The following is a 22,238-nucleotide window of genomic DNA, read 5'->3' as shown; positions in this document are numbered from 1 at the left end:
TTGTGGCGCTGCGAAGCTCGCTGGCAAGCCAGCTCCCACACCACGTACCCACCCTCAAGTGTTCGTGCAGGCCCTAGTACTGGCGCGCCTTGGCCAGCTGTTCGTCGAGCGCGCGCCTGGCTTGGGCCGTGCGCGCGCTGGTGGATACTTCGGCCACGCCCACCCGCCACCAGGACAGGTAACCGTGGATCATGGTCTTGGGCAGTACCTTGATGTCGATCAGCGTCGACACCGTCTGCTGGCGGGCGTCACGCAGCGCCGCGTGCAACTGCTCCAGGGTGCTGACCTTGTAGGTCTTGCAGCCGTAGGCCGCCGCGCTCATGGCGAAGTCCACCGGCACGAAGCCGCCGTCCAGGTTGCCGGTCTCGGCGTTGCGGTAGCGGAACTCGGTGGCGAAACTGCCCATGCCATGACCCATCTGCAGGTTGTTGATGCAACCGAAGGTCATGTTGTCGAGCAGCAGCACGTTGATCTTGCGGCGCTCCTGTATCGAAGTGGCCAGCTCCGAGTGCAGCATCAGGTACGAGCCATCGCCCACCAGCGCGTAGACCTCGCGCGCCGGCTCGGCGAGCTTGACTCCCAGCGCCGCGTTGACCTCATAGCCCATGCACGAGTAGCCGTACTCCAGGTGGTAGCTGTTGACGCTGCGGCTTTGCCACACCCGCTGCAGGTCGCCGGGCAGGCTGCCGGCGGCGGCGACGATCACCGCATCGGCGTCCAGTTCGCGGTTGATCACCCCCAGCACCTGGCTCTGGGTCAGCGCCGAGCCGGTCAGCTCGATGAATTCGCGCAGCACCGCCGGGTCCAGGTGGTCGGTGATCTCCGGGCTGAAGTCCTCGCTGCTGTAGTGCGCCGCGTACACCCGCTCGACCTCGGCGTGGTACTGGCCGCGCGCCTCGATCACCTGGTTGCCCCAGCCGGCCCGGTAGCCCTGGCGCGCCAGCGGTTCGGCCAGCTGCTGCAGGCCCAGCTTGGCGTCGGCCAGCAGCTGCACGGCGTCGAGCTTGAGCACGTCGCCGCCGTTGACGTTGAGGTTGATGAACTGCACCTCGGGGTGCTGGTACAGCCACTTCGACGAAGTGGTGAAGTCGGTGTAGCGGGTGCCGATGCCGATGATCAGGTCGGCCTCCCTGGCCAGCAGGTTGGCCGCCAGGCAGCCGGTCTCGCCAATGCCACCGACGTTCAGCGGGTGACTGGAGACGATGGCGCTCTTGCCGGCCTGGGTCTCGGCGAAGGGAATGTCGAAGCGCTCGGCGAAGGCCTGCAGGGTGTCGGCGGCGCCGGCGTATTTCACCCCGCCGCCGCAAATGATCAACGGCTTGCGCTTGCTGGCCAGCAGCGCCACCGCGTCGGCCAACGAGGCCTCGCCCGGCTGGCGCCGCTCCACGCGGTGCACGCGCCGGGCCAGGAAGCTGTCGGGGTAGTCGTGGGCTTCGGCCTGCACGTCCTGAGGCAGCGCCAGGGTCACCGCGCCGGTCTCGGCAGGGTCTGTGAGCACGCGCATGGCCTGCAGGGCGGCGCTGATCAGCTGTTCGGGGCGGTTGATGCGGTCCCAGTATTTGCTCACGGCCTTGAACGCATCGTTGGTGCTGATGCTCAGGTCGTGGAACTGCTCGATCTGCTGCAGCACCGGGTCGGGCTGGCGGCTGGCGTAGACGTCGCCGGGCAACAGCAGCAAGGGAATGCGGTTGGCCGTGGCGGTGGCCGCGGCGGTGAGCATGTTCGCCGCCCCAGGCCCTACCGACGAGCTGCAGGCGTAGATCCTGCGGCGCAGGTGTTGCTTGGCGAAGCCGATGGCGGCGTGGGCCATGCCCTGCTCGTTGCGGCCCTGGTGCACCACCAGCTGGCCGCGGTCCTGCTCCAGGGCCTGGCCCAGGCCCAGCACGTTGCCGTGGCCGAAAATGGTGAACACGCCTTCGACGAATTTGCTCTGCACCCCGTCGACTTCAATGTACTGGTTGTCCAGAAAGCGCACCAGGGCCTGGGCCATGGTCAATCGTGTCGTGCTCATGCTTGCACCTTATTATTGTTCAAGAGGAGTGCCCTGGTAGGAGCCGAGCTTGCTCGCGATGAGCCTCCCCGCTCGATACGCGTAACGGCCATCGCGAGCAAGCTCGGCTCCTACGGGGCGACGTGCGAGGGCGCCAGAGTATCCATCTGGCGATTGAGGTACGCCATGCTCTGCCCCAGCGCCGTGCGGATGTCGGCCAGGTCGTGGACACTCTCGGCGAACGGCTCCCACGACACGTAGCCGTCGTAGCCGCTGCTGAGCAGGCTGTCGAGCTGCTCGGCGTTGCCAAGGATGTCGCCGTCGCCGATCAGCACCCGGTGGCCGTCGAGAATGCTGGCCAGCGGCGCCTGGCGGTCTTCCACGCCGCTGATGTGCACCAGGCCCGTCAGCGCCGGGAAAAACTCCTGCTCGCCGGCCAGGTGGTGGTGGAAGGTGTCATGCACCAGGCGGAACACGTCCAGGCCGCCGATGGCCTTGATCGCCTCCACCGCAGTGCGCTTGCGGCGCAGGGCCGATTGTTCGAAACCCAGCGGTTCGACGAAACCCAGCAGGCCATGCTCGCGCAGGATCGGCGCCAGCTCGGTGAGCGCCGTGCGCAGGCCGGCGGCGCGTTCGGCGCTGCTGCGGCTGTCGGCCTCGTTGAACGGGCACAGCACCAGGCCACGGGCACCGCAGCCACGGGCATAGGCCGCCAGCTTCAGGGCCTGGGCGCGGCGCTGGTCGTTCCAGACATCGAAGGGGTACAGGGCGTTGATCGACAGCACGCTGATGCCCTCGGCCGCGCACAGCTGGCGCACGGTCTCGGCGGGCGTGCCGTCTTCGATCTCGACACCCTTGAGGTCGTTGCGGATCTCGATGGCATCGGCCTTCAGCGCCACCGCCAGCTGGATGAACTCCACCAGGGGCAGGCGCGGGGCAACCATGCGGTTGAGGGCGAAACGCAGGGGCTGGCGCATTCTTGTTATTCTCCTGAGTTGGCAAACCGTGTGTGGGGCAAGCGGGCGCAGTCAGAGGTCCAGCAGCCATTCGTGCTGCGGGTCATTGTTGAATTGCCATACCCGGCGCGGGCCGGCCATGACGTTCAGGTAGTAGCTCTCGTAGCCATACGGCACGCTGACCGGGTGGTAGCCCTCGGGCACCACCACCAGGTCGTTGTTCTCCACGGCCATGGCCTGGTCGATGCTGCGGTCGTCGGTGTACACGCGCTGGAACACGAAGCCCTGGGGCGGGTTGACCTGGTGGTAGTAGGTCTCCTCCAGGAAGCTCTCGGCGGGTAGTGCGTCGCGGTCGTGCTTGTGCGGCGGGTAGCTGGAGCTGTGCCCCGACGGCGTGCGTACCTCCACCACCAGCAGCGAATGGGCCACTTCGGTGTCCGGCAGGATGTCGCAGACGTAGCGGGTGTTGGCGCCCTTGCCGCGGGTGCTGCGTTTCATGCTCTGGGCGCTGATGACCCGCGCCTGCAACTCGCCGGCCGGCGCACCGGGGGCGGCGCACACCGCCACCTGCACATCGCTCAGCGCCTGCAGGCGCGCCTGGCTGCCGCTGGGCAGGTACACCGCCCACGGCGATTTGTCCTCGAACACCGATTGCCGTTCACCCAGGTTGTCCCAGCTGAAGGCGCCCTGCACCGGCGCCTCGCCGGCAATGCTGGCGCGGCCACTGAGCAGCACCACGCACAGTTCCTGGCTGCCGGCGTGCAGCGGCAGGCTTTCGCCCAGGCTCAGGCGGTGGGCGCTGAAGCCCACGTATTCCAGGGCGCCCTCGGCCAGGCGTACCACTTCCTGGCCCTGCTTATTACTCTTCACCAACAGGCTCATGCTGCAGTCCTCCGTTGCCGGGCCTGGGCAAGCAAGGTGCTCAGGGTGTCGTAGCCTTTCTTGGCGTAGAAATAGCTAGGGGCCACGGCCGGGTCTTGCTCGGCCTCCACCACCAGCCAGCCGTTGTAGTCCACCGCCAGCAGCTCGTCGAGCAGCGGCGCGAAATCGATGTCGCCATCGCCCGGCACGGTGAAGGTGCCGTTGACGATGCAGTCGGGGAAACTCCAGAGGTTGTTGCGCGCCAGCTGCACCACCGGCTGGCGCACGTCCTTGAAGTGCACGTGGCAGACGCGCTTGATGTGCTTGCGCAACACCGCCAGCGGGTCGCCGCCACCCATGAAGCAGTGCCCGGCGTCGAACAGCAGGCCCACCTGCTCGCCAGTCAGGGCCATCAGCGTGTCGATGTCCTCGGGCGCCTCCACGTAGGCACCCATGTGGTGATGGTAGGCCAGGCGCACGCCCTGGCTCAGGGTATAGCTGGCCAGCTCGTCGAGCTTGGCGGCGTAGGCTTTCCAGGCCGCTTCGCTGTGGAAGCGCGGGCGCTCCACCAGGCGGATGCGGCTGCCCTGGATGGAGTCGGCCACCTCGCCGTACACCAGCACGTTGGCGCCGTTGGCGGCCAGCAGCTGCACGTGGCTGGCGATGGCGTCGATTTCCTCGGCGGCCGACCGCTGGGCCAGGCGCCCGGAATACCAGCCCGACACCAGCGCCAGGTCATAGGGCTTGAGCACCTGGGCCACGCCCTGGGCGTCCTTGGGGAATTTGCCGTTCAGTTCAAAGCCTGCGTAGCCGATGGCCTTGCCTTCGCTGAGGGCCGTGCTCAGCGGGGTTTCGCCGCCCAGGGACGGCAGGTCGTCGTTGCTCCAGGAAATCGGGTTGATGCCGATACGAATCGCGGATGGCATGGCTGCACCTGTTGTTGTTATCGGTGGGGTGACGCTCAGCGGCCGTGACGGGCCGAGCGCCAGGCTTCGATCAATTGGCTGAACCGCTGGCGCACCGCGGCTATCAGGCCGGCGTCGTCCAGTTCGCCCTGGAACCAGGCGCGGCTGGGCTCATGGAAAATCGTGCGGCCCACCGCAAAGCCGCGGCAGGTGGTGCTGGCGGCCGCCTGGGCAAAGCCCTCGGCAAGGTCGCTGGCCGGCGCGTTCAGGCCCAGCAGCACCACGCCGCGGCAATAGGGGTCGCGCTCGTTGATCAGCGCGTCGAGGGCCTGCCACTGCGCGGCGTCCTGGGCCTCGATTTTCCACCAGGCCGGGTAGATGCCCAGGTTGTACAGGCGCTTGATGGCGCGGTAGAGCACGTCGGGGTGGGCGCCGGGCAGGTCCTTGGGCGGGATGACTTCCAGCAGCAGTTCGTGGCCGCTGGCGATGGACGCCTCGTACAGGCCGCGAATCTGCGCTTCCTGTTCCAGGCGCAGCAGGGGCTCATCGTCCGGGTGGAATTGCACCAGGCACTTGATGATCTGCTCGCTGGGCCAGGCAATCAGGTTGCTGGCCACCGAACGGCCGTGCTCGAAGGCCAGCGGCCGCGAACCCTGCACTTCCACCGGGCGGGCCACCCACCAGCCACGGCCGGTGGCGGCGTTGAGGCTGTCCTGGCCGAAGCGCTGGTCGGCCAGCAGGCCGACGTCGGCGGCGATGCCGCGCTTGGCCAGGTCGGCTTGCACTTCTTCAATGGCGCGCAGGAACAGCTGCTTCAGCGCGGGAATGGTCGCCAGGTCGCGGCCGGCCTGCTGCGCCAGTTCCACCAACTGCCCGCGGTGGTCGAAGGCGAAGATGAACAGCTGCTGCCACTGCTTGCGCGGCACCGTGACCCGGTGCAGGCGTTGCAGGGTTTCGTCCTTGTCCGGGCGGGTGATGGGCACCGGGCTGTTGAACAGGTAGTCCAGCTCGGCAGGCGTGGGCATGGCCGGGGCACAGGCGTGGCGCGACACCACCAGGCCGCCGCAGGCATTGGCCAGCTGGCAGCAGCGGGCGTCGTCGGCATCGTTCAGCCAGCCGCTGAGGAAGCCGGACATGAAGGCGTCGCCGGCACCCAGCACGTTGAGCACTTCGACGCGGGTGCCGGGGTGAATCTCGCCGTCCTCGAGGCGCGCCGGAATGGCGCCGTGGATCACCGTGCAGCCCTGGGCGCCGAGCTTCACCACCAGGGTGGCGGCGCTCAGTTCACGCACGGTGCGCAGGGCGGTGAGCAAATCGGTGCTGCCGCCGGCGATGAGGAATTCCTCCTCGGTGCCGACGATCAGGTCAAAGCGCGGCAGGATGCGCTGCACGTGGGCGCTGACCTTGTGGTCGGCGACGAAGCGCGTCTCGCCATCGGCCTTGCCCGCCAGCCCCCACAGCACCGGGCGGTAGTCGATGTCGAGGATGCGCTTGACGTTGTGCCGTTCGGCGTAGTCCAGCGCCTGGCTGCTGGCCTTGAACACGCCGTCGGTGGAGAAATGCGTGCCGGTGATCAGCAGCGCCTTGCTGGCGGCGATGAAGTCCTCGCGCACGTCTTCGGCGCGCAGGGCCATGTCGGCGCAGTTTTCGCGGTAGAACACCAGGGGGAAGGTTTCGCGGTCCTTGAGGCCCAGCAGCACCATGGCGGTGAGGCGCTCGGGGTCGACCTTGATGGCCGAGGTGTCGCAGCCTTCACGTTGCAGCGACTCCACCAGGAACCGGCCCATGTGGTCGTCCCCTACCCGGCTCAGCATGGCGGACTTGAGCCCCAGCCGCGCCGTGCCGAAGGCGATGTTGGCGGACGAGCCGCCCAGGTACTTGGCGAAACTGGCGACGTCTTCCAGCCTGGCGCCCACCTGCTGGGCGTAGAGGTCGACGCCCAGGCGCCCCAGACAAATCAGATCCAATTGACGCCCAGTGGCAAAACGAGTCTGGCCCATGCTGGCTCCTGTTATTTTTATCAGCCTGCGCACCGGCCAATGGCGGCCGATGTCGTTGTCTTGGGTCCAGATTAGAACGGCTTTTCCATCGGATCAACTTTTTTTCCATAAAAATTTTATGCGGAATTTATTTTCTATTTTCTATCGCGCATACTGGGCTTGAGCGTTTCTGGCGGGTTTGCCACGGGAACTGGACCTTTTGCTCAGGTTTTTTTTCTTGCCTACCCTGTAGACTGCGCGAGCCAACAGCTCCAACCCCAAGAAGGATAAGCACATGTCCCGCCCCGATCAGCCGGCCCTCAGCGAGCCAACCGCCGCCAGCGCCCCGGCCACCGCCGAGCAGCTGCTGCAACTGATCACCCGTGAGTACGAAGGGCTGCCGCGCCAGCTCAAGCGCATCGCCAGCTACATGAGCCAGCAGAGCGACCGCATCATGGTCGACCGCATCAGCGACATCGCCGGCGAATGCGAGGTGCACCCCTCGGCCATCGTGCGCTTTTCCCAGCGCTTCGGCTTCAGTGGCTTCAGCGAAATGCAGGCGCTGTTCCGCGAGGCCTACACCCACAAGGCCACGCCGGTACAGAATTACCAGCAGCGCATTCGCAACCTGATTGCCAACAAGTCGCAGAAGGCCAGCGGCGCGGACCTGGCGCGCGAGTGCATCGACGCCACCCTGTCGGGCATCGAGCGCCTGGGCGGGGAACTGGACGACGTGGCCTTCGAGAAGGCCGTGGACCTGGTGGTCAACGCCGAGAACATCTACGTGGTGGGCGTGCGCCGCTCGTTCGCGGTGGCCGACTACCTGGTCTATAACCTGCAGCACACCAACAAGCGCATCCACCTGGTGTCCGGCCTGGGCGGCAGCTACCGCGAGCAGATGCGCAGCGTGCGCCAGGGCGACCTGGTCATCGCCATCAGCTTCACCCCCTACGGCAAGGAAACCCAGCACTGCCTGCGCATTGCCCAGCACCACCTGGCCAAGACCCTGATCATCACCGACTCCAACCTCTCGCCCCTGGCCAAGCGCGCCAACAGCGTGCTGCTGGTGAACGAAGGCAGCTCCTTCGCCTTCCGCTCCCTGAGCGCCACCCTGTGCCTGTGCCAGGCGCTGTTCATCGCCGTGGCCTACCGGCTGGAGTTGAAGGTGGACGAGATGCATGAGCAGGTGGGCTTCGAGGATTAACGCGGGGCCAGCGTGAACACATTCGCGTAGCAGCTGCCGAAGGCGGCGTCCGGGTTCACCGCGGTGTGCCGGGAACAGCGCGGCGCCTCGGACGCGGCCTGCGGCGGATGGCCGCCCCGCCGCTGCTACAGAAACCGCGTTGCGTGCGGGGTAGGAGCCGGCCTTGGCCGCGATATGGCATATGCGCATTCGCATAGCAGCTGCCGCCAGACAGCGCCCGCGCCATTGCCCCAGCAAAAGTGTAGTCATTTGTATCCGTCGGGTTGACCCGTTCAACAAACATCAACACGCTATCGCACCCGAAAATAAACCTTACTCACGGTGCAGAACGGTGATGCACAACCCAATTAACGGTAACGCTCCTCCCGCCCCGTCGCTGACCCCCGCAGAAGTCGACACCATCCTCAACTACTACCGCATCACCCACCCCAGCGCACAGGCCCCGGATATCGATGCCTTGAAAAGTACTCTGGAGCGCTTCGAGCCACCTGCAGATGCCCCGGAAGTCGACCCTCACATCGCAACCCGCCTGGCGACCGCACTGAGCGGTGGCGCAGCGGCAGGGCTGGCGGCCGCGTTGATTGCACCGATGATGCCGCTGGTCATGCTTGCCGGCGCGCTGGCCGGCGGGTGGTTGGGTTGGCGAATGGGCAAGCCGCCGGCGGCCGGCCCCGCTCACCCCAACAACTGACTCAACACCGCCCGCAACTTCCCCGCCTTCACCGGCTTGTTCAACAACGGCGCGCCGAGCCGCTGCAACTGCCGGCGGCACTGGTCGCTGCGCTCGGCGGTGATCACCACCACCGGGATGGCCTGGGCGAAGTGTTCGCGCAGGTGGCGGGCCACTTCGCAGCCGGTGACGCCATGGTCCAGGTGGTAGTCGGCGATGATCAGCTCCGGGGCCTGGCCGTGCAGGGCCGCCAGGGCGGCGGTCTCGTCGGTGGCGGTGATCACCTGGCAACCCCACTGGCCGAGCAGGTCGGCCATGCTGCGCAGAATGTCCGGTTCGTTGTCCAGCACCAGCAGGCGCCGCCCCGGCAGCGGGTTGCCCAGGCGCGGCTGCGGCACCGGGCTGGGCGCCGGCGGTTGGGCCGCCAGGGGCACCAGCAGGCTGAAGCACGAGCCGCGCCCTGGGGTGGAGCGCACCTGCACGCCAGTGTCGAGGATGCGGGCGATACGCTCGACGATGGCCAGGCCCAGGCCGACGCCCTTGCGCTCGGCGGCGCGGCCCACTTCCAGCTGGTTGAACTCGAGGAAGATCGCTTGCAACTGGTCGGCGGCAATGCCGCGCCCGGTGTCCCACACCTCGATGCGCAACTGGTCGCCGCGCCGCCGCGCGCCCAGCAAGATGCGCCCGCGTTCGGTGTAGCGGCAGGCGTTGCTGAGCAGGTTGCGCAGGATGCGCGCCAGCAGGCGCAGGTCGCTGCGCACGGCGAAGCGCCCGCAGCGCAGGCTCAGGCTTAGCCCGGCGGCTTCGGCCACCGGCTGGAATTCCGAGGCCAGCGGCGCGAGGACTTCCTCCAGGCGGTACACATCGACATCCGGTTTGATCGCGGCCTGGTCAAGGCGCGAGATATCCAGCAGGTCGGTCAGCAGGTCCTCGGCGCCTTCCAGCGCCTGGTGCGTGCGTTCCACCAGGCCCTTCTCGGCGCTGGGCAACGGTCGTTCACGCAAGGTGGAAATCAGCAGCCGCGCCGCGTTCAGCGGTTGCAGCAGGTCGTGGCTGGCGGCGGCCAGGTACTTGTCCTTGCTGAGGTTGGCGGCCTGGGCGGCGTCGCGGGCCTCGCGCAGTTCCTCGGTGCGTTCGCTGACGCGCCGCTCCAGTTCGTCGTTAAGCTCTTGCAGGCGCAGGGACAGCGCCTGGTAGCGGTTGCGCTCGGTTTCCAGTTCCTGGAGGCGTGCGGCCAGCTCGGGGTAATGGCTTTTGCGCACCGAATGGTTGGTCAGCCCCAGCAGCCCGGCCAGGGCTTGTTGCCGCGGGTCAGAGGGCTTCGCCAAAGACCACCTCGACATCGCGCTGGCTGGACTGGCGCGGGTTGGTGAGGATGCACGGGTCGTGCATGGCGTGGTGCGACAGGAACGGAATGTCCGCCACCCGCACGCCATGCAGGCCCAGGGTCTCGTGGAAGCCGATGGCGTGCTTCAGGGCAATCAGGTGCTCCACCAGGCGCTGGCGAATCTGCGCATGGTTGAGGCCGCGGCAGTCGATGCCGCAGGTCTGGGCAATGACCTGGAAACGCTCGGGCGCGGCGCTGTAGTTGAAGGCCACCACGTGCTCCACCAGCACCGCGTTGCACAACCCGTGGGGCAGGTCGAGAAAGCCGCCCAGGCTGTGGGACATGGCGTGCACCGCGCCAAGGATGGCGTTGGAGAACGCCAGCCCGGCCTGCATGCTGCCCAGCATGACCTTTTCGCGCAGGGCCAGGTCGTGGGGGTTGGCGATCATCTGCACCAGGTGGCCGTTGATCAGGCGGATGGCTTCCAGGGCATGGGGATCGGTGAGCGGCCCGTGGCCGGTGGACACGAAGGCTTCGATGGCGTGCACCAGCGCGTCAATGCCGGTGCAGGCGGACAGGAAGGGGTCCATGCTCAGGGTAGTCTCGGGGTCGATCAGCGCCACGTCGGGCACCGCGCCCTTGCTGACGATGGAGATCTTCATGCGCCGCTCCTGGTTGGAGAGGATGACGAACTGCGAGACGTCCGCCGAGGTGCCGGCGGTGGTGGGGATCAGGATCAGCGGCGGGCTGGGCACGCGCAGGGTATCCACGCCCTCGAACTCGAGGATGTGGCGGTCATGGGCGACGACGATGCCGATGGCCTTGGCGCAGTCCATGGGGCTGCCGCCGCCCACCGCGACAATCACGTCGCAGTGCTCGGCGCGGTAGCGTTCGGCGCCCAGCATCACCTCTTCCACCCGTGGGTTGGGCGACACCGTGCTGTACAGGCAGTAGTCGATGCCCTCGCCGGCCAGGCTGGCCTCGACGTCGGCGACCCAGCCGGCCGCCACCACCCCCGGGTCGCTGACCAGCAGCACCTTGCGGGCACCGAAGTTCTTCGCGTAGTTGGCAACGTGATGGCGGCAACCGGCGCCGAAGATGATTTCCGGGGAGACGAATTTGCGCAGCTGGCTGATGGCAGGGCTCATGTCTGTTCTTCTGGCAGGGACAGTTGGCGTCAGGGTAATGCATTGCCGGGCCAATGCGCAGCCTGGCCAGCCCTGCCCGCCTACTACTTTGGTACTGGTTCGGCAGGCCCAAAGGAGCATTTGCAAAGCCTGCGATGCGCCCTGTAATGCCCCCATAACTAGAAAGAGCATCGCCGCCATGATTCGCTTCCTTGCCCCCCTGCTCTGCCAAGCCGCGCTCGGCCTGGCGTTCGGTTGCCTCCTCGCCAACGTTGCCCACGCCGACACCCCGCCGCCCGGCCACCGCGGCAAGCTTCTGCACGCCCTGTGATACCCTGTTCCAGGCCCTTTGCCCACAACAAGAACAGCCGACGCCCATGTACCGATTCCTGATTGCCGACGACCACCCGTTGTTCCGCGAAGCCATGGCCCGCGTGCTGCTCGACGCCTTCGAGGGCTGCGAAGTACTGGAAACCGCCGACCTGGACAGCACCCTGCAATTGACCCAGCGGCACGATGACCTGGACCTGATCCTGCTGGACCTGAACATGCCGGGCATGCACGGCCTGGGCGGCCTGCTCAACCTGCGCAACGAGGCGCCGACCATCCCGGTGGTGGTGGTGTCCGCCGAACAGGACAAGCAGGTGGTGCTGCAGGCCATCACCTACGGCGCCGCCGGCTTCATCACCAAGTCCTCGCCGCGGGCGCAGATGACCAGCGCCCTGACCCAGGTGCTGGAGGGCGACGTGTACCTGCCGGCGGACATTATCCGCAGCGGCGCCGGCCGACCGGTGCAGGCCGGCACGCCGACGCCGGGGTTGTCGGTGGCATTATTGGAGGCGCTGACCCGCAAGCAGTTGCAGGTGCTGGAGCGCATGACCAAGGGCGAGTCGAACAAGCAGATCGCCTGGCACCTGGAAATCGCCGAGACCACGGTGAAGGCCCATGTGTCGGCGATCCTGCGCAAGCTCAACGTGCACAATCGGGTGCAGGCGATTCTCAGCGCTGGCGAGATCGACTTCGCGGCCTACTTGCGGCGTTGACTACATCCTGTGGGAGCTGGCTTGCCAGCGAGCTGTTGGGGCCATAAAAGCTCGCTGGCAAGCCAGCTCCCACAAGACGGCCGCTGCTACGGGGGCCGTGCCTGCCCTCAATACGCCAGCGGAAACTCGCCGCACTCGCTCCACGCCAGGAACTGCGCCTCGTCCATCGGCCGGGCGAAGAAATACCCCTGGGCCTCGTCGCAACCGTATTCACGCACCAGTTGCAGGCAGCGGAACGTCTCCACGCCCTCGGCCACCGTGCGGTAGCCCAGTTCGCTGGCCAGCTTGAGAATCGAACGGGCGATCTTCTGGTAGCGCGGGTTGTCCTCGATGCCGGTCACCATGGAACGGTCGAGCTTGACCACGTTGGCGGGAATCTCGTGCAGGTACGAAAAGTTGCTGTAGCCCGAGCCGAAATCGTCGATGGCCACGTCCATGCCCAGCCCGCGAATCTGCGCCAACTCGCCCAGCACCTTGGGGTTGGAGCGCAGCCATTCGCCCTCGGTGATCTCCACTTCCACCCGCTGCGGGTCGATGCCGTGCTGCTGGCACAGCCGGCGCAGGGTGCCGCTGACATCGTGGCCGTCGAAGTCCATGGGCGACAGGTTGATGGACAGCTGGCTCAGCGTCTGGCCGCGCCACTGGGCAAGCTTGCCCAGGGCCGTGTCGATGACCCAGCGGGTGACCTCGTGGATCATGCCGTTGCGTTCCAGCACCGGAATGAACTCGGCCGGCGACACCCGTCCCAGGCGCGGGTGCTGCCAGCGCAGCAGCACCTCGGCGCTGACCTGGGCGCCGTCGCCAATGGCGAAGCGCGGCTGGAAGTGCAGGCTCAACTGCCCGTCGGCCATGGCCTCGGTGATGTCGGCGGCCAGGTAGAAGCTGCGCCGGTACTCGGCGTCGCGCACCGGGTCATACGCCGCCCAGCGCTGGCCTGCCAGCACCGCCAGCTCAGTGGCGTACATGGCCTTGCGCAGCACGTCGCGCAGGGCCTCGGCCTCCAGCGCGAAGTCGACGCTGCCGGCGCGCACTGTGGGGTGGATCGGCACGGTGTCGAGCAGGGCCGGCTGGCGCAGGGTGTCCACCAGGCCTTCGATGAACGCCGGGAAGTCATCCAGGCCGGCGCTGATCACGAAGGCGAAGCGCTTGACGCCGATATGGTACAAACGTGCCACACCGTCCAGTTGCTGGTTCAACCGCGCGGAAATGCAGCGGATGATGCCCTCGAACGGCGCCAGGCCCATGGCCAGGGTCATGTCATGGGCCCAGTGCATGTCCAGCGCATCGATCAACACCAGGGTGCGTGCCTCGCCCGGGTGCTGGCTGGCCAATACGCCCAGATCGATGGCGAACTGTTCGCGATTGGGCAGGCCACTGATGGGGTCCAGCCGCGAAGCCGCCGATGGCTGGGCGTAAGCGTGTTGAAGCATGTGTAACTCCTGCAGGGCCGGTCAGGCAACGAACGGTCGTCACATAATAGCGAATTAACATCACCACAAACTGATCGGTGACAAGGTTTTATCGGCCGCCTTCGCCCTGACGTTAGGGTAATCACCTGATAGGATTACGCGCTTAAAGCTTTCAGCCACCCTGAATGGATATCGCGATGCTCACCGCCTTGCTGTTTGACCTTGATGGCACCCTGACTGACACCGACAAGCTGCACCTGCTGGCCATCCAGCAATTGCTGGCCGAAGAAGGCCGCGACTTTACCGAGGAAGACTTCGTCAAGCACTGCAGCGGACAGGCCAACCCGAACATGTGCCGCAACCTGTTCCCGGAGCGCTCGGTGGCCGAGCACCAGCTGTTCGCCGACCGCAAGGAAGCGCGCTTCCGCGAGCTGTCGCCGCAACTGGCCCCGCTGGCCGGCCTGCCGCGCCTGCTGGACTTCGCCGAAGCCCAGGGCATCGGCAAGGTGGTGGTCACCAACGCCCCGCGCGCCAACGCCGACCACATGCTGGGCGCGCTGGGCATTGCGCCGCGCTTCCACAGCGTGGTGGTGGCCGAAGAGCTGCCACGGGCCAAGCCCGACCCACTGCCCTACCTCACCGGCCTGGAACGCCTGGGCGCCCGCGCCAGCGAGGCGATTGCCTTCGAGGACTCGGTGCCGGGCCTGACCGCAGCGGTCAAGGCCGGCATTTTCACCGTGGCCCTGACCACCAGCCAGAGCCGCGAGACCCTGCTGGCGGCCGGCGCGCACCTGGTGATCGAGGACTTCAACGACGAGCGCCTGTGGCAGGCCCTGCGGGAGCTGCAAGCTGCAAGTTAAAAGCGGCAAGAAGAACAGCACACATCAGCTTGTAGCTTGTAGCTTGTAGCTTACCGCTGCGCCGTAAGGCGTGCGGTTACCTCGTTGAGTTGACGCGACAGGTCGTGCAGCCGCCGGCTGGCCACTTCGGTGCGCTGCACGTTGCCCTGGTTGGTGCTGGCGATCTCGGTGATGTCGGTGAGGTTGCGCGAGATGTCCTCGGCCACCGAGGTCTGCTCCTCGGCCGCCGTGGCGATCTGCCGGTTCATGTCGCGGATCGCCTCCACCGCCGAGGTGATCTGGCGCAGCATGTCACCGGCCTGGGTCACCTGGGCCACGCCCTCCTCGCTGCGCGCCTGGCCGCTCTGGATCGCTTTCACCGCGTCGCTGGCACCGGCCTGCACGGCGTTGATGATCTGGTTGATCTCAATGATCGACGCCGCCGTGCGCTGGGCCAGGCTGCGGACCTCGTCGGCGACCACGGCAAAGCCACGCCCTGCCTCACCAGCGCGGGCCGCCTCGATGGCGGCGTTGAGGGCCAGCAGGTTGGTCTGCTCGGCGATGCCGCGAATCACTTCCAGCACCTTGCCGATGCGTGCGCTGTCGTTTTCCAGGTTGCCGATGACCTGGGCGGTGGTGGTGATCTCGCCGCGCATGTGAGTGATGGTCTCGATGGTGGCGCGCATCACCTGCTCACCCCGGTGCGCGGAGGCATCGGCCTGGTCGGCCGCCTGGGCCGCGTCCACGGCGTGGCGCGCCACTTCCTGGGCGGTGGCGGACATTTCGGTCATGGCCGTAGCCACCTGGTCGGTGCGGTTGAACTGGTCGTGGGTGCCTTGCGACATCTGCCCGGCAATGCCGTGCAGGTCGGCGCTGGCGCCGTCCAGGTCACCGGCGTTGCGCTTGAGGCCGGTGAAGGTCTCGGCGAGGAAGTCGCGCAGGGTATTGGCTGCCACGGCCAGGCGGCCCAGTTCATCCTGGCGATGGCTGTCCACGCGCTGGTTGAACTGGCCGCGGCTGAGGTCGGCCACGTACTCGATCAGCTGCTGGATAGGCACCACCAGGTAGCGGCTGACCAGCACCAGGCTCAGCAGGCCGATCAACAGCCCGGACACCACCAGCACCAGCAGGCCGCCCCACACCGTGGTGTCGGCCGAGTCACGAATGGCCGCAGCCTGCTGCTCGCCGGCCTTGCGGATCTGGCTCACCAGCGCGCTCATCTGCTCGCTCACGGCGCGGTCCACGCCCTTCACTGCGGCATCGCCGGCGGCCGGGTCGGCGCCCGCAGCCACGAAGGCATCCCGGCCACGCTGGTAGTCCTGCTCCAGCGCCCGATGCTTGTCACGCAGGCCCTGGATATCGGCTTTCAGGTTGGCATCGATGCCCGGCTGGGCCACCAGGCGGCCAAGGATTTCCTGCACGTCACGCTGGCGGTCTTCGAACTGGCCCCAGTACTTGGCCAGGTCCGCAGGTTGCTTGCCGCGCAGCAACACGTCTTTCCATTCCTGGACCTGGATCTTGAATTGCAGGTTGGCCTCATCAATCAGTTGCGAGGTGCGCAACGGGCCTTCGATCAGCTGGTGATAGTCCTTCACACCATTGGCCAACAAGTGAAAGCAGGACAATGCGATCAGCAGCATGGCCAGCAGGCTGCCGCCGATCAGGGTGAGCATTTGGGCTTTCAGGGATTTGCGCACGACCATCGAGAGGTACTCATGACAGGGATAAACCACCGCGCCAAGGGTGCGCGGTGTCGAAGACGTCCCTTTCTTCATGCAGTAAAAAACGATGCTTCATGCCACGCATCGGCGGCGTTGCCGAGGACTTGAATGCAGTTCGTCGGCAGGCCATTTGCCATCCTTGGCTGGGAAATTTATATGGCAAATCAATGACAAATTGATGACAGAACAAACATCTTCGTACACCACCCAGCAGGCTTGTGATCTGCTGTTGATCTGGCTTTTGATTTTGCTTTTGATCTTGATTGTATGCCCCGTAAAGCGCCCGGGCCGACTGGAGGCGTCGCTCAACGGGCTGCCCGAAGGGCCGAGGCCGCAGGCCGAAGAGACGGTAACCCGCAGGCTTCTATAGCGGGTGCCGTCTGCCCGTTGAGCGGCGCCGGAAGGAGGGGACCCGTAGCGCAGCGGAGGGCCCAAGCAGGGGCAAGCCCTTTTTGCTTACTTTTTGGGGCGACCGGTACGTGTCAATGTACCTGTCGCCTAACTCCTGCCTCAACTCACGATAGCAACCCCGGCATCAGGCCGCTCCGGGTTCAAATACACCGCCTCGGCAAGCTGCCAATTACGCGTGTTCCGGCTCCACCGAACCGGGTTCCTCTCCCGGGCAGCTGCATACAACCTATCTCGGGCCTCCAGTAATTTGGGGGCCAAGCCTTCGTGACGCTCGTTCGGTGTTACGTACTTCAGGCCGCTATGGCGGTGTTCCTCGTTGTACCATTCAACAAATTTCTGCACCCACAGCCTCGCTTCAAGCAAGCTGTCAAAGGGACGTTCAGGCCATTGCGGGCAGTATTTGGCCGTGCGGAAAAGCGTCTCCGCATAGGCATTGTCATTGCTCACCCGCGGACGGCTGAACGAAGGCTCGACACCTAGTGAAATCATGCTCTCGCGCAGCAACGAGCCCTTCATCACATGGCCGTTGTCCGAGTGCAGCACCAGCGCTCGACCGGCCGTACGCTCGCGTAAACAGCCCTTTTCCAGCAAGACACAGGCATGTTCCGCACATTCGGATTCGTGCACTTCATTGGCCACCAGCTTGCGGCTGTAGATGTCCTTGACCATGTACCAGTAGAAAAAACGACCCTTCACCGTGCTCGGCAACCAGGTGATATCCCAGCACCAGACCTGGTTGGGGCCATCCGCCCGATGCGTGGTCAAGATGCGACGCTTGGGGGCCTTTGCACGGCCGCGTCGCGTGAGCTGGTTGTGCGCTTTCAATACTCGGTAAAACGTCGACTCCGAGGCCAGGTAAATCCCTTCGTCCGCCAGCTTTGGCACAATCTGATGCGGCGTCAGGCTCGAATAACCCGGCTGGTTGGCCGCGTCCATCACAGCCTGGCGCTCGGCTTCGCTGAGCTTGTTCGGCGGCGGTTTGCGCGGGACTGTCTGACGCTTGTCGGCGTCGCTGTGACGCCAACGCTGCACGGTCCGAAGGCACAATCCCAGCTCGTTGCAAGCACGAAACCGGCGTGCGCCGGCGTCGACGGCAGCAGCGATCAATACCAGAGCCTGCATGCGATCGGGGGCGCTGATCAGCCTTCCTTGTCCTTGCCCCAGATCGCATTGGCTTTTTTTCTGAGTTCCAGCAAAGCCTCCGCCTCCTTGCGACCGGCATCAGAGCGCGATAATTGTCGCTCCAACTCCTTGATTCGCCGTGAATCGGCAGTCTGCTTTTTGCTGGGTTGAACATCGAGCGCCGCGTTGGCGTTCTGACAGGCCAGGCGCCATTGCTGGATCTGCTCGGGAAAAATACCCTTGATCCGGCAGTACTGGGAAAGCTCGACCTCGCTCAGCGGCGCGGTCTCCATGACAGCGTTGAACTTGTCAGCGCTGGACCATTGATCGCTGGTCTTGTTGTTTCCAGGAACGATCAACCCTTTATCTCTAGCCATTTGTCTCCAGTTCCTAAGCGACTGTGGAGTGACGCCGATTGCGACGGCGAGCTCTGCCACGGAGCGGTTCAGGGGCGGCATCATTTGCTGAACCGCCCAGTCTCTGAAGTCATTGTCATAACGCTTCGTCATTGCCTTGCACCTTCGCCCCCTTGGATGATTGAGTCAATCAACAAAGGTGACAGGTAGGCTGACACGGGGGGCGACTGCCAAAAAGTGAGTCGGCGTAAGGCCGAAACGGTCGGTGGTCGCCCCGCGAAAATGGATATGTTCGAATCCCTCAGAAGCGACATTCGAAAGCCATGCACATATCCAATATCAAGGGTGATGCAGAATCACCTTTCCGCCCTTACGGCGGCTCACTTTTTGTCAAACCCCCCCGTGTCAGCCTACCTGTCACCTTTGTTGATTGACTCAATCATCCAAGGGGGCGAAGGTGCAAGGCAATGACGAAGCGTTATGACAATGACTTCAGAGACTGGGCGGTTCAGCAAATGATGCCGCCCCTGAACCGCTCCGTGGCAGAGCTCGCCGTCGCAATCGGCGTCACTCCACAGTCGCTTAGGAACTGGAGACAAATGGCTAGAGATAAAGGGTTGATCGTTCCTGGAAACAACAAGACCAGCGATCAATGGTCCAGCGCTGACAAGTTCAACGCTGTCATGGAGACCGCGCCGCTGAGCGAGGTCGAGCTTTCCCAGTACTGCCGGATCAAGGGTATTTTTCCCGAGCAGATCCAGCAATGGCGCCTGGCCTGTCAGAACGCCAACGCGGCGCTCGATGTTCAACCCAGCAAAAAGCAGACTGCCGATTCACGGCGAATCAAGGAGTTGGAGCGACAATTATCGCGCTCTGATGCCGGTCGCAAGGAGGCGGAGGCTTTGCTGGAACTCAGAAAAAAAGCCAATGCGATCTGGGGCAAGGACAAGGAAGGCTGATCAGCGCCCCCGATCGCATGCAGGCTCTGGTATTGATCGCTGCTGCCGTCGACGCCGGCGCACGCCGGTTTCGTGCTTGCAACGAGCTGGGATTGTGCCTTCGGACCGTGCAGCGTTGGCGTCACAGCGACGCCGACAAGCGTCAGACAGTCCCGCGCAAACCGCCGCCGAACAAGCTCAGCGAAGCCGAGCGCCAGGCTGTGATGGACGCGGCCAACCAGCCGGGTTATTCGAGCCTGACGCCGCATCAGATTGTGCCAAAGCTGGCGGACGAAGGGATTTACCTGGCCTCGGAGTCGACGTTTTACCGAGTATTGAAAGCGCACAACCAGCTCACGCGACGCGGCCGTGCAAAGGCCCCCAAGCGTCGCATCTTGACCACGCATCGGGCGGATGGCCCCAACCAGGTCTGGTGCTGGGATATCACCTGGTTGCCGAGCACGGTGAAGGGTCGTTTTTTCTACTGGTACATGGTCAAGGACATCTACAGCCGCAAGCTGGTGGCCAATGAAGTGCACGAATCCGAATGTGCGGAACATGCCTGTGTCTTGCTGGAAAAGGGCTGTTTACGCGAGCGTACGGCCGGTCGAGCGCTGGTGCTGCACTCGGACAACGGCCATGTGATGAAGGGCTCGTTGCTGCGCGAGAGCATGATTTCACTAGGTGTCGAGCCTTCGTTCAGCCGTCCGCGGGTGAGCAATGACAATGCCTATGCGGAGACGCTTTTCCGCACGGCCAAATACTGCCCGCAATGGCCTGAACGTCCCTTTGACAGCTTGCTTGAAGCGAGGCTGTGGGTGCAGAAATTTGTTGAATGGTACAACGAGGAACACCGCCATAGCGGCCTGAAGTACGTAACACCGAACGAGCGTCACGAAGGCTTGGCCCCCAAATTACTGGAGGCCCGAGATAGGTTGTATGCAGCTGCCCGGGAAAGGAACCCGGTTCGGTGGAGCCGGAACACGCGTAATTGGCAGCTTGCCGAGGCGGTGTATTTGAACCCGGAGCGGCCTGATGCCGGGGTTGCTATCGTGAGTTGAGGCAGGAATTAGGCGACAGGTACATTGACACGTACCGAAACGCCACAAAAAGTAAGCAAAAAAGGCTTGCCCCTGCTTGGTCCCTACGCTTCGCTGCGGGTCCCCTCCCTCCGGCGTCGCCCAAGCGGCCGACGGCCCGGAATAGAAGCGCCTCCGGTTCCGTCTTCCCCGGCTACGCCAGGGACCGCTTGGCCGCCGCCTCCAGTCGGCCCTGGCGCTTTATGGGGCACACAATCAAGATCAAAGGCCGCACGGGATCAAGATCAAGGGCGGCCGGCGTGATGGCTCGAAGGCGTGATGGCGTGATGGCGTGATGCGCTGCCCTCGCACAGTCAGGCACAATGTCAGCCTTTAATAGCCCTCAAGGAATGCCCCCTTGCCCCTGCACATCCGCCCCGCCACCCCCGCCGATGCCGAACTGATCCTGGGCTTCATCACTGAACTGGCCATCTACGAAAAAGCCGAGCACGAGGTCGTCGCCAACGTCGACGATATCCGCCGCAGCCTCGAAGACCCCGAAGGCTACGCCCGCGCCCTGGTGTGCTCGCTGGACGACGAGCCAGTCGGCTTTGCCCTGTACTTCCTCAGCTACTCCACCTGGCTGGGCCGCAAGGGCATTTACCTGGAAGACCTGTACGTGTCGTCGAAACATCGCGGCGTGGGCGCCGGCAAAGCGCTGCTCAAGCACCTGGCGCAGATTGCCCACGACAGCGGCTGTGGCCGCCTGGAATGGAGCGTGCTGGACTGGAATGAGCCGGCGATCAAGTTCTACGAATCGATTGGCGCCGCCGCCCAGCCGGAGTGGATTCGCTACCGCCTGGCCGGCGATTCGCTCAAGGCTTTCGCCCAGGCCGACTAGACTGGCTGGCAACGGGATAAAAGGAGAGGTTCCATGTTGCCACGCTCGATTGCCCTTGCCGCCTGTCTGTGCCTGCCCCTGCTGGCCCAGGCCGCGCCGTTCACGCTCAGGACCCCGGATGGCGACGACAACGCCCTGCTGCGCCAGGCCAATGCCGGCAACACCGGGGACTGCGGCGGTGAGAACGTCTCGCCGGCGCTGAGCTGGAGTAATGCGCCCCAGGGCACGCAAAGCTTCGCCGTGACCATTCACGACCCTGACGGCCAGAAAGGCCTGGGGGTGGACCACTGGGTGCACTATGGCATCAAGGCCAGCACCCATGAGGTGGGTGCCGATGCCAGCCTCAAGGGCAAGATCGAAGGCGTGGGCGGCAGCAACAGCAAGGGCCTGGCCACCTACAGCGGACCGTGCCCGCCGGTAGGGGAAAACCCGCATCACTACGTGATCCAGATTTATGCGCTGGACCTGGCGGCGGATGCGCTGCCGGCCGGGTTGACCCGTGATGACCTGCTGGCGCGAATCAAGGGGCATATCCTGGCCAACACCAGCGTGGTGCGGCGCTACAGTCGGTAGACCGCGTTGCCCTTATCGCGACCAAGGTCGGCTCCTACCGGGGTAGGAGCCGACCTTGGTCGCGATGGCCGCCCTACCGTCATCAGCGCAGCAGGAAATTCCCCGGCCCGGCTTGCCCCTCCACCACCGGCACCACCGCCTCATCCTTGAGGTTCACTCCCGACAGCTGCCGCCGCCACGCCTCGCGCATCAGGTACAACAGCTTGTGCGCCGCCATGGCGTAGCTCATGCCCTCCAGCCGCACGTTGGAGATGCAGTTGCGCGCCGCGTCGTTAAGCCCGACCCGCGGCGCGTAGGTGAAGTACAGCCCCAGGCTGTCGGGCGAGCTCAGGCCCGGCCGTTCGCCGATCAGGATCACCACCATCCGCGCGCCCAGGCGTTCGCCAATCTCGTCGGCCACCGCCACCCGCCCCTGCTCCACCAGGCTCACCGGCGCCTGGCGCCAGCCTTCGGCAGCGGCCATTTCGTCGATGAACTGCAGCATCAGCACGCTATGCCGGCGTACCGCCAGTGACGACAGGCCGTCGGCGATCACCACGGCCAGGTCATAGCCGTCGGGGTTGAGCTGGCGGTGTTCGTCCAGCAGCCTGGCCGAGGCACTGTCCAGCCGCCGCCCCAGGTCCGGGCGTTGCAGATAGACGTGGCGGTCGCTGGCGGCGCTGTGCAGCAGCAGCGCCTGGCCATTGAGGCTGGCGGCCAGCAGCTCACGGTCGAACGGCGTGTGCACTGCGTCCCGGGCCTGGGCGTGGGCGTACTGGAAATCCAGCTGCGCAGCGGTGGGCAGGCTGGTGCCGGCGCGGCCCAGGGCGATGCGTGCCGAGGTCAGGCTGCGCAGTTGCTGCCAGGGGTCGGCCTGGGCCGGTTGCTTGCGGTCATCGCTCATGGCT

19 protein-coding genes and 1 pseudogene are annotated in these 22,238 nt (G+C 65.2%); 8 read left to right on the top strand and 12 right to left on the bottom strand.

Annotated elements, in window-relative coordinates; translation table 11 throughout:
* Positions 1–73: 73 nt before the first annotated feature.
* The 5 genes from iolD to RAM80_RS27930 form a co-directional block, all read right to left on the bottom strand.
* Positions 74–2,011 carry a 3D-(3,5/4)-trihydroxycyclohexane-1,2-dione acylhydrolase (decyclizing) gene (iolD, locus tag RAM80_RS27950; RefSeq protein WP_416423615.1) on the bottom strand — a complete coding sequence of 646 codons (1,938 nt, stop codon included), beginning with the start codon at positions 2,009–2,011 and terminating at the stop codon, positions 74–76.
* A 110-nt stretch (positions 2,012–2,121) separates the two neighbouring features.
* Positions 2,122–2,967: a TIM barrel protein gene (locus tag RAM80_RS27945; protein WP_416423614.1), complete on the bottom strand. Its 846-nt coding sequence runs from the start codon at positions 2,965–2,967 to the stop codon at positions 2,122–2,124.
* A 51-nt stretch (positions 2,968–3,018) separates the two neighbouring features.
* A complete protein-coding gene (gene iolB, locus RAM80_RS27940) occupies positions 3,019–3,828 on the bottom strand; it encodes a 5-deoxy-glucuronate isomerase (RefSeq protein ID WP_416423613.1) in 810 nt (269 codons plus the stop codon).
* The gene (iolE, locus tag RAM80_RS27935; protein WP_416423612.1) at positions 3,825–4,733 is read right to left on the bottom strand and encodes a myo-inosose-2 dehydratase; all 909 of its coding nucleotides are present in this window, start codon (positions 4,731–4,733) and stop codon (positions 3,825–3,827) included. Before iolE ends, iolB begins: the two co-directional genes overlap by 4 nt.
* 35 nt (positions 4,734–4,768) lie before the next feature.
* Positions 4,769–6,712: a bifunctional 5-dehydro-2-deoxygluconokinase/5-dehydro-2-deoxyphosphogluconate aldolase gene (locus RAM80_RS27930; protein ID WP_416423611.1), complete on the bottom strand. Its 1,944-nt coding sequence runs from the start codon at positions 6,710–6,712 to the stop codon at positions 4,769–4,771.
* A 274-nt stretch (positions 6,713–6,986) separates the two neighbouring features.
* Between RAM80_RS27930 and RAM80_RS27925 the strand changes: the two genes are divergently transcribed.
* Positions 6,987–7,895 carry a MurR/RpiR family transcriptional regulator gene (locus tag RAM80_RS27925; RefSeq protein WP_416423610.1) on the top strand — a complete coding sequence of 303 codons (909 nt, stop codon included), beginning with the start codon at positions 6,987–6,989 and terminating at the stop codon, positions 7,893–7,895.
* Positions 7,896–8,229: 334 nt separating this feature from the next.
* Positions 8,230–8,586 carry a hypothetical protein gene (locus RAM80_RS27920; protein ID WP_416423609.1) on the top strand — a complete coding sequence of 119 codons (357 nt, stop codon included), beginning with the start codon at positions 8,230–8,232 and terminating at the stop codon, positions 8,584–8,586.
* On the opposite strand, the gene RAM80_RS27915 is transcribed toward RAM80_RS27920, so the two are convergent.
* Both RAM80_RS27915 and ercA read right to left on the bottom strand, forming a co-directional pair.
* Positions 8,571–9,893 (bottom strand): NahK/ErcS family hybrid sensor histidine kinase/response regulator, encoded by a 1,323-nt coding sequence (locus RAM80_RS27915; RefSeq protein ID WP_416423608.1) that lies wholly within the window; start codon positions 9,891–9,893, stop codon positions 8,571–8,573. The two genes, RAM80_RS27920 and RAM80_RS27915, sit on opposite strands and share 16 nt — an antisense overlap.
* The gene (ercA, locus tag RAM80_RS27910; protein ID WP_416423607.1) at positions 9,877–11,040 is read right to left on the bottom strand and encodes an alcohol dehydrogenase-like regulatory protein ErcA; all 1,164 of its coding nucleotides are present in this window, start codon (positions 11,038–11,040) and stop codon (positions 9,877–9,879) included. The genes RAM80_RS27915 and ercA overlap by 17 nt, the downstream gene beginning before the upstream one ends.
* Positions 11,041–11,218: 178 nt before the next feature.
* On the opposite strand from ercA, the gene RAM80_RS27905 reads away from it, so the two are divergent.
* Positions 11,219–11,350 carry a hypothetical protein gene (locus RAM80_RS27905; protein WP_416423606.1) on the top strand — a complete coding sequence of 44 codons (132 nt, stop codon included), beginning with the start codon at positions 11,219–11,221 and terminating at the stop codon, positions 11,348–11,350.
* 46 nt (positions 11,351–11,396) lie between these two features.
* A complete protein-coding gene (locus tag RAM80_RS27900; protein ID WP_416423605.1) occupies positions 11,397–12,062 on the top strand; it encodes a response regulator in 666 nt (221 codons plus the stop codon).
* A 107-nt stretch (positions 12,063–12,169) separates the two neighbouring features.
* On the opposite strand, the gene RAM80_RS27895 is transcribed toward RAM80_RS27900, so the two are convergent.
* Positions 12,170–13,492 carry a putative bifunctional diguanylate cyclase/phosphodiesterase gene (locus tag RAM80_RS27895; RefSeq protein WP_416423604.1) on the bottom strand — a complete coding sequence of 441 codons (1,323 nt, stop codon included), beginning with the start codon at positions 13,490–13,492 and terminating at the stop codon, positions 12,170–12,172.
* A gap of 176 nt (positions 13,493–13,668) precedes the next feature.
* On the opposite strand from RAM80_RS27895, the gene RAM80_RS27890 reads away from it, so the two are divergent.
* Positions 13,669–14,331: an HAD family hydrolase gene (locus RAM80_RS27890; protein ID WP_416423603.1), complete on the top strand. Its 663-nt coding sequence runs from the start codon at positions 13,669–13,671 to the stop codon at positions 14,329–14,331.
* A 50-nt stretch (positions 14,332–14,381) separates the two neighbouring features.
* Here RAM80_RS27890 and RAM80_RS27885 read toward each other — a convergent pair whose 3' ends face one another.
* From RAM80_RS27885 to RAM80_RS27875, 3 genes and pseudogenes are all read right to left on the bottom strand, one after another.
* A complete protein-coding gene (locus RAM80_RS27885; protein WP_416427577.1) occupies positions 14,382–15,092 on the bottom strand; it encodes a methyl-accepting chemotaxis protein in 711 nt (236 codons plus the stop codon).
* 228 nt (positions 15,093–15,320) lie between these two features.
* Positions 15,321–15,530, bottom strand: a pseudogene (locus tag RAM80_RS27880) (methyl-accepting chemotaxis protein); the annotation flags it as partial.
* A gap of 1,011 nt (positions 15,531–16,541) precedes the next feature.
* Positions 16,542–18,073 (bottom strand): IS3 family transposase gene (locus tag RAM80_RS27875; RefSeq protein WP_416422263.1). Its coding sequence is split into 2 segments (ribosomal slippage): positions 16,542–17,632 and positions 17,632–18,073, totalling 1,533 coding nucleotides; the frame shifts between segments, so codons are not numbered across the junction.
* A 314-nt stretch (positions 18,074–18,387) separates the two neighbouring features.
* On the opposite strand from RAM80_RS27875, the gene RAM80_RS27870 reads away from it, so the two are divergent.
* The 3 genes from RAM80_RS27870 to RAM80_RS27860 all read left to right on the top strand — a co-directional run bounded on the left by RAM80_RS27870 (position 18,388) and on the right by RAM80_RS27860 (position 21,351).
* Positions 18,388–19,919 (top strand): IS3 family transposase gene (locus tag RAM80_RS27870; protein ID WP_416422263.1). Its coding sequence is split into 2 segments (ribosomal slippage): positions 18,388–18,829 and positions 18,829–19,919, totalling 1,533 coding nucleotides; the frame shifts between segments, so codons are not numbered across the junction.
* Between the two features lie 376 nt (positions 19,920–20,295).
* Positions 20,296–20,778 (top strand): GNAT family N-acetyltransferase, encoded by a 483-nt coding sequence (locus tag RAM80_RS27865; protein WP_416423602.1) that lies wholly within the window; start codon positions 20,296–20,298, stop codon positions 20,776–20,778.
* A gap of 33 nt (positions 20,779–20,811) precedes the next feature.
* Entirely contained in the window at positions 20,812–21,351 is a 540-nt protein-coding gene (locus RAM80_RS27860; protein WP_416423601.1) for a YbhB/YbcL family Raf kinase inhibitor-like protein, read from the top strand.
* Between the two features lie 82 nt (positions 21,352–21,433).
* Here RAM80_RS27860 and eutC read toward each other — a convergent pair whose 3' ends face one another.
* On the bottom strand, positions 21,434–22,234 hold the full coding sequence (eutC, locus tag RAM80_RS27855) for an ethanolamine ammonia-lyase subunit EutC (RefSeq protein ID WP_416423600.1): 801 nt from the start codon (positions 22,232–22,234) through the stop codon (positions 21,434–21,436).
* Positions 22,235–22,238 lie beyond the last annotated feature (4 nt).

Source organism: Pseudomonas sp. App30 (genome assembly GCF_047947025.1).
Lineage (GTDB): Bacteria > Pseudomonadota > Gammaproteobacteria > Pseudomonadales > Pseudomonadaceae > Aquipseudomonas.
This window is presented reverse-complemented; position numbering and strand designations above follow the sequence as displayed.